This window comes from Candidatus Latescibacter sp. (assembly GCA_030692375.1).
Classification (GTDB): domain Bacteria; phylum Latescibacterota; class Latescibacteria; order Latescibacterales; family Latescibacteraceae; genus JAUYCD01.
Map to the genome: position 1 here is coordinate 1 of JAUYCD010000021.1, position 7,034 is coordinate 7,034.

Genomic DNA, 7,034 nt, shown 5'->3' on the forward strand with positions numbered 1-7,034 from the left:
AATGCTTATCGTTATAAGAATAATTTTATGTGAAAGTATTATCGGATAATTGCATGCCTTCTTGAAGGACTGATCCCCCCTGTCCTTTGGCATCCCCCCTTTTTAAGGGGGGAAACATATTGGCAGGCAGTATCTTACCCCCTTAACAAGGGGGTCGCCGCTTTATGCGGCGGGGGGATTTTGTCTTTAGAGCATATAAATAACATGGCATATTTGTCGCCAAAGAAAAAAATGGGGGATGGCCAGGAAAAAGAATACATCTTTTCGGAATAAAATGGATTCATTATACTATAGATTCATGTCGTCGATTGTTCAATGCCAAAAGATGCCGAAACGGTTTCATCGTTCCCGCGAAGCGGCAACGAGTTCAGGATGACACGTGTCATGCCGAACTTGTTTCGGCATCTATCTTGAAAAGAAACGTAATTATTTATGTCGTTATGTATGGAATAGAACCTTTCACCCCCGGCGCTTGAAGGAGGTACACCATGATCGGTTCCAAACGCACGGTTAAACGGAGAAAATTTCTGGGTACTTTGGCCGGACTGGGTGCCGGGTCATCCCTGACTGCTGAGAATGCATCCGCGCAGGCGCAGCGGCCCGAATTCACCGGCCCCCTGACCACTGAAAAACTGCCGGTGAAACTGGAAGCGGGCAAGCCAAACGGCCTCAATATTATCGTCATCATCGCCGATACGTTTCGCTGGGATTACCTCCGTTTCAACGGGAACAGGCTCATCCAAACCCCTCATCTCGATGCTCTTGCGGAAGAGGGCGTGTATTTCGCCAACTGCTACGCCGACGGCCTTCCCACCATTCCTGCGCGGCGGGTCATGCACACCGGGATGAGCATTCTTCCGGACAAGAACAAGTGGCGCCCGTTGGAGACGAACGACATCACGTTCGCCGAGATTTTAGGGAAAGCAGGTTTCACCACAGGATTCATTGTCGATACCTTCCACTATTTCAAACCGAACCTGAACTTTCATCGAGGTTTTAATAGCTGGCGCTGGATACGGGGCCAGGAATCGGACCCTTTCAAGAGCGGGCCGCGCAGCACTGTGAATCCGGAAGATCATGTCCCCAAGCATCTTTTGAACGATTACTACCGCGAGCGGATCATCCAGTATGTTCTCAATACAAAGGATCGCAGGAGCGAGGAAGATTACTTCTGCGCCCAATCCTGCTCTGCGGCTGTAAAGTGGCTTGCGGAAAACAAGGACAACGAAGGCCCTTTCATGCTGTTCATCGACATGTTCGACCCCCACGAGCCCTGGGACGCTCCACCGCGGTTTCAGAAGATGTACCGCAAGAAATATCCGTTCGAGCGTATGATCTTCGGATACGGTGTGAATATGAGCGATATCCGCAAGGATGATATCCCGGTCCTGATCGACCTCTACTCAGCGGAAGTGACATTCAGTGACTACTGCATAGGACGCCTCCTCGACGGGGTAAAGAAGCTTGGCCTCTGGGATAATACTGTCATCGTATTCAGCACCGACCACGGCACTCACCTGGGCGAGCAGGGGTGCGTTCAGAAACAGGCCAAACTGCTCAATTCCTGCCTCTCCCGGGTACCTCTCATCATCCGGCATCCTGACAGGAGCTTCCGGGGAAAGCGCATCGAGGGGCTGACCGGGCATGTTGATTTTCTGCCCACATTTCTCTCCCTCCTCGGGGTGAAATGCAATGTGAACTTCGACGGGAAGGATATGTGGCCGCTTGTGACCGGGGCAGCCTCCAGGCTCCACGACCGGGTGGTCACCGGGTACAGCGATTTCGGCTCGGTGCATACCCCTGCCTGGCACTATTTCCAGAACATTTGGGGGAAAGACCCCGGGCTGGGCCCTGCGCTCTACGATCTGAAAACGGATCCCGCAGAAACAGTGAATGTGGCGGATAAAAATCTGGATACTGTCAGGGAAATGAAAGGTTTTCTGGCGGAATCATTCAAAACGAAGGTGTTGTAGAAATCAATGGCCTGGGGCTGAAAAAACTTTACAAAAGCCATTCTCACCTTTATATTTGGCAAACCTGGAGTTAAATCATCCCGCAAAAAAGGACAGTATTGTTAACCACGAACCACACGAAAGGCACAAAAAATGATTTTATTCAAAAAATTATAAATTTCGTGTTTTTTTCGTGACTTTCGTGGTTCAATTTTTAGAGTATCGCCTTTTACAAACCGGGGGAACTTTTATACCGTTAAACCGTATCATGGTAATGCAATAATTTCTGAAAATCGTTTTAAAGCGAGGAGAAGGTGCTGGAAACAGATTCTCGAAAACAAACTTTACCCAAACTAAGGCCTTTCATCCAGGGCTTCTTTTTTCTTTTTTTCCTGTTCCTGTTCTGGCGGGTTTCCTTCCCTTTCACTGAAGACCTTACAAAAAATTTCTTCTTTAATCTCGATCCGCTCATTCTCTTTGGCCTGGCTCTCTCCGGGAGTCTGGTGCTCACAGCGCTTCTGGCATCACTGGCAACTGTTTTGGTCACCGTTTTCTTCGGCAGGATTTTTTGCGGTTGGATCTGTCCGATGGGGAGCGTATTCGACTTTTTTGCCCGATATATCCCTGAGAGAAAAAAAGAAAAAAACTACGGAAAGGGAAAGTATAAAAACGGCAAGTACTACCTTCTCTCATTCTTCGTATTTGGCTCCCTGTTTGGGCTGACATTTGCGCTCTTCCTTGATCCCATGGTTTTTTTCTTCCGGGTGCTTACTCTGAATGTATATCCTCCCGCCGTGTATGCCGCTAACTTTTTCCTTGACCTTATCCGTCCGGCGGCGCTGAGCCTGGGATTTATAAAACTCTCCATGCTCTCCTTTCAGCAGCCGGTATTCGACTTAGCTTTGTTCAGTCTCCTTCTTTTCCTCGGGGCTGTCGGACTGATCTCTCTCGAGCGGCGCTTCTGGTGCCGTAACATCTGTCCCCTGGGGGCGCTGCTTTCTCTCCTCGCCCGGTTTTCACCCTGGGGGAGAAAGGTCAGCGACGCCTGCAGCGAGTGCTCCAAATGCGCCAAAGCCTGCCCCATGAATGCCATCGCGGAGACGTACACCGAGACCTCCGCCCATGAATGTATACAGTGCGAGCGCTGTGAGACAGTATGCCCGGTGGACGCCATTTCATTCGGATTCCAGGCGCCCGGAGAGCAGAAATATTCATACAGCCCTTCCCGCCGGGGAATGCTCATCTCCGCCGCCGGAGGAATTCTCGCCGCATCCGCAGCCGTCTCGGCGGTGCCAAGGCAGATAATCAATCCCTCACTCATCCGCCCCCCGGGAGCCCTGGTGGAAAAAGATTTTCTTAATACGTGTGTCAGATGCGGAGAATGCATGAAAGCCTGCCCAACTCACGGGCTCCAGCCGGCCATTCTTCAGGCGGGATTCGAGGGATTTTATACCCCGGTGCTGATGTCAAGGGTGGGTGGCTGCGAGGATAAGTGCAATCTGTGCGGCAAGATATGTCCCACCGGCGCCATCCGTAATCTTCCCCTCCTGGAGAAACAGTACGCGGTCATGGGGAATGCCACCATCGAGCGGAATCTCTGCATCGCCTGGGAACAGGGGAAGCTCTGCCTTATCTGTGACGAGATATGTCCCTACGATGCGGTGGAATTCCGAATGGTTACCGACGAGAAATGCACCATCCAGCGGCCGTATGTCATCGAGGACAAGTGTGTTGGATGCGGCATGTGCGAGAAAGCCTGCCCGGTAAAGGGCAAGGCAGCCATATTCGTGACTCCTATCAACGAGGTTCGCAAGAACAACGGATCCTATATAACCGAAAAGGTAAAACGTCTCCGAACAGTGAAAGACGACAACGTTGATTACTACAAGGAAATAAGAGTTGAATCCGGGGGAAAAGTCACCCAGCCTGCTCCATCCGCTTCATCTGCACCGGCGGACAGTATGCCTGAAAATGAGTTGCCCCCTGGGTTTGTGAAATAATGTCTGAAGCAGCCCCCTTTCTGTCCTTCGGACATCCTTCCCCCAAAGGGGGCAGGAGAAAACTGTGGAGCAACGACTTCCCTTGCCCCCTCCGGGGGAAAGGGACTGAGGGTTAGGAGGCGAATCAGTGGTTCAGACCGTATTTTTTAATAAAACTATTTCGGTTCGCAATCGTCTAATACATAAATAGTATCGTTTTTTTCCTTTACATGCAGCATAATGGAGGTGTTTTTATGATATCGAGGAGGGGGTTTCTAAAGACCGGAGCGGTTGCTACTTTTGTCAGCGGCCCGTTTTTCACCGGATTCGTGTATGCCGAAGGAAACGCCGATCTGGCGGAGATCAAGGGTGAGAATATTGAAGTGATTGTCCGTGCGGCGGTGGCGGCGGTGGGAGGAATCGGCGCGTTTGTAAAAAAAGGGAACCAGGTGATCGTTAAACCCAATCTCTCCTTTGCCACAGCGCCGGATCGTGCGGCAACCACCAATCCCCAAGTCCTTCAGGCTGTTATAAAACTGTGCCTGGAAGCCGGGGCGAAAAAGGTGCTGGTAGTGGATCACCCCCTGCAGGATGCTGAAATCATCGGAACCCGCGCTGATGTAGCCCAGATGGTGAAACAAACTAAAAATGCACTGCTCATTCTGCCTGCAACGGAGAATCTGTATGCGGAGACTCCCATCCCCCAGGGAAAGGAGATGAAATCCACCAAGATGGCAAAGATTCTCAAAGAGGCGGAAGTGCTCATAAACCTTCCAGTTGCAAAATCCCACAGTGCGACCGGAGTGAGTCTCGGCCTCAAGGGGAACATGGGGCTCAACTGGGACCGTAAATGGATGCATGAGGCTTCCGACCTGAACCAGACTATCGCCGACCTCGCGACTATTGTCAAGCCGAGCCTGACCATTGTGGACGCCATTCGCGCACTCACCACCCGCGGGCCGCAGGGGCCGGGCAAGGTTGCAAATCTCAACACCATTCTCGCGGGAAGAGATCCGGTGGCGGTCGATGCCTATGCCGTAGCGCTGACTCCCTGGTATAACCAGAAACTTACCGCGAAAAATGTTGCCCACATCGTAATGTCAGCGGAGATGGGTGTGGGCCAGATAGACATATCGAAACTTAATGTGGTCCAGAAAACGGTATAAGAAAGGATACCCCAGTATTATTTTCCTAATCTTGTCAATCATGTTAATCATGTCTAATTTTTAAGATTCTTTTTTTTGACAGGATTTACAAGATTTTACAGGATTAAACTTTAATTTTTTCTTAATCTTGTTTTATTAGAACCAATTTCAGGAGGAATCCATGCAGCACTCGAGTCGCAGAGAGTTTTTGAAAAAAACCGCAGTAACCGGATTGATTGCCGGTGCAGGCCTGTCAGCGTCCGGTCTTTTTCCCCGGAGAATTTTTGCACAGGATAAAAAACAGGACGGCAAGCCTACGCTTCGCAAACTGGGTTCGACCGGGCTAGAGGTTTCCGAGGTGGGATTCGGGGTGATGAATACCCGCGATCCGGAGCTTGTCAAGGCTGGACTGGATGCAGGAATAAACTACTTCGATACTGCTCATGGCTACATGAACGGTGTAAACGAGCAGGTGCTGGGAGAAGTGCTGAAACAGGCCGGGCGAAACAAAGTACTTGTCGCCACCAAGGTACACTGCAAGGGGAGAAGCGCCGATGATGTCCGTCAGATGATGGAGCTCTCTCTGAAACGGCTCCAGACCGACCATGTGGAGATCATGTTCATGCATATGCCCCAAAACAGCAGTGAAATCATGATCGAAGAACACATGAAAGTATTCGAAAAAGCCAAAAAGGACGGGCTCTGCCGCTTTATCGGAGTTTCTACACATACGAACCATGCGGATACCATCGCCACCGCGGTAAATTCAAAATTCTGGGAAGCGGTGACAGTGGGATACAACCATCAATCTCCGGATGAAGTAACCGCCGCCATCGAGAAAGCGAGAAAGGCTGGTCTGGCCATCATAGCCATGAAAACCCAGGTGAAGGGCAAGGGTTATCCGGATCATAAAATGGGTGATATCTCCTCCCAGCAGGCGGCGCTCAAATGGGTGCTGCAGAACAAGTATGTGGATACGACCATCCCCGGAGTGAGAAATTTCGAAGAGATCGCCGAGAATGTTGCGGTTATGGGCATGAAAATGAGCTTTTTCGACCGCCGGACATTGTATAAACACGCCGAGAATCTGAAGGGGGCATACTGCCGCGGAGCGGCGGGGTGCACCGGCTGCCAGGACCAGTGTCCGAAAGGAGTCGAAATCTGCGAACTGAACCGCTGCCTGGGATACGCCTACGGGTATGAGGATCTGCGGCTGGCAAAAGAAAATTATGCGCAATTGCCGCCCGCTTCTCGGGTGGAGCGATGCAGTGACTGCGGCGAGTGCGTGGTGAAATGCGTGAGCGGCCTCGATCTCACCGATTCGGTGCGCCGGGCGCGGAAACTCTTCGCATAGGCAAGAGAAAAAGTGAAAAGTTGTCTGAACCACTGATTTGTGTGATGTAAATGATAAAAGATGAAATGAACCGGCAAAAAGTATGTTTTTACATTATTTTCTGGCGTTTCTTTTCCTCACCCCCTGTCCCCCTCTCCCAGTCAGGAGAGGGGGTAACTAATTATGCGCCTTGTTGTTGCCCTCTCCTAATTAGGAGAGGGTGGCCGAAGGCCGGGTGAGGTTTTTAGAGCGTTGGCATCATCAAGATACTTTTTGCAGGATCATCAATATTTTATTCCTATTTCAAGAATATCATTTTGCATGTCTGCGAGAAATTGCCTGCTTCCATACGATAGAAATAGATTCCTCCCGATACAATTCGTCCCGCATCATCCCTTCCGTTCCATAACACGGAATAAATACCGGCATTTTTTACCTCATTCACCAATGTACGTACATGAGTTCCCCGGATATCGAATACTTTCAAAGTAACCGGAACAGATACGCCATTCGGAACATTGTAGTTAATAGATGTTGAGGGATTAAAGGGGTTTGGGTGATTTTGCATCAAAGCCCAGGTGTTTGGTTGTTCTGCATTCAATACTGGTTTCCCGCTGCCAACGGA

5 protein-coding genes are annotated in these 7,034 nt (G+C 50.4%); 4 read left to right on the forward strand and 1 reads right to left on the reverse strand.

From position 1 onward, the window contains the following. The first annotated feature begins 488 nt into the window (after positions 1–488). The 4 genes from Q8O92_01500 to Q8O92_01515 all read left to right on the forward strand — a co-directional run bounded on the left by Q8O92_01500 (position 489) and on the right by Q8O92_01515 (position 6,430). Positions 489–1,973 (forward strand): sulfatase, encoded by a 1,485-nt coding sequence (locus Q8O92_01500; protein ID MDP2981990.1) that lies wholly within the window; start codon positions 489–491, stop codon positions 1,971–1,973. Positions 1,974–2,266: 293 nt separating this feature from the next. Continuing rightward, the gene (locus tag Q8O92_01505; GenBank protein ID MDP2981991.1) at positions 2,267–3,952 is read left to right on the forward strand and encodes a 4Fe-4S binding protein; all 1,686 of its coding nucleotides are present in this window, start codon (positions 2,267–2,269) and stop codon (positions 3,950–3,952) included. A gap of 233 nt (positions 3,953–4,185) precedes the next feature. Continuing rightward, the gene (locus tag Q8O92_01510) at positions 4,186–5,097 is read left to right on the forward strand and encodes a DUF362 domain-containing protein (protein ID MDP2981992.1); all 912 of its coding nucleotides are present in this window, start codon (positions 4,186–4,188) and stop codon (positions 5,095–5,097) included. Positions 5,098–5,257: 160 nt separating this feature from the next. Further along, positions 5,258–6,430, forward strand: coding sequence for an aldo/keto reductase (locus Q8O92_01515; GenBank protein MDP2981993.1), 1,173 nt, complete (start codon positions 5,258–5,260; stop codon positions 6,428–6,430). Positions 6,431–6,707: 277 nt separating this feature from the next. Here Q8O92_01515 and Q8O92_01520 read toward each other — a convergent pair. Further along, a partial coding sequence (locus tag Q8O92_01520) for a FlgD immunoglobulin-like domain containing protein (GenBank protein ID MDP2981994.1) occupies positions 6,708–7,034 on the reverse strand: 327 nt, incomplete at its 5' end.

Bases quoted from the DNA above. Each gene is read 5' to 3' on its own strand.
- Q8O92_01500 (MDP2981990.1), top strand. From the start codon at position 489: ATGATCGGTTCCAAACGCACGGTTAAACGGAGAAAATTTCTGGGTACT.
- Q8O92_01510 (MDP2981992.1), top strand. From the start codon at position 4,186: ATGATATCGAGGAGGGGGTTTCTAAAGACCGGAGCGGTTGCTACTTTT.
- Q8O92_01515 (MDP2981993.1), top strand. From the start codon at position 5,258: ATGCAGCACTCGAGTCGCAGAGAGTTTTTGAAAAAAACCGCAGTAACC.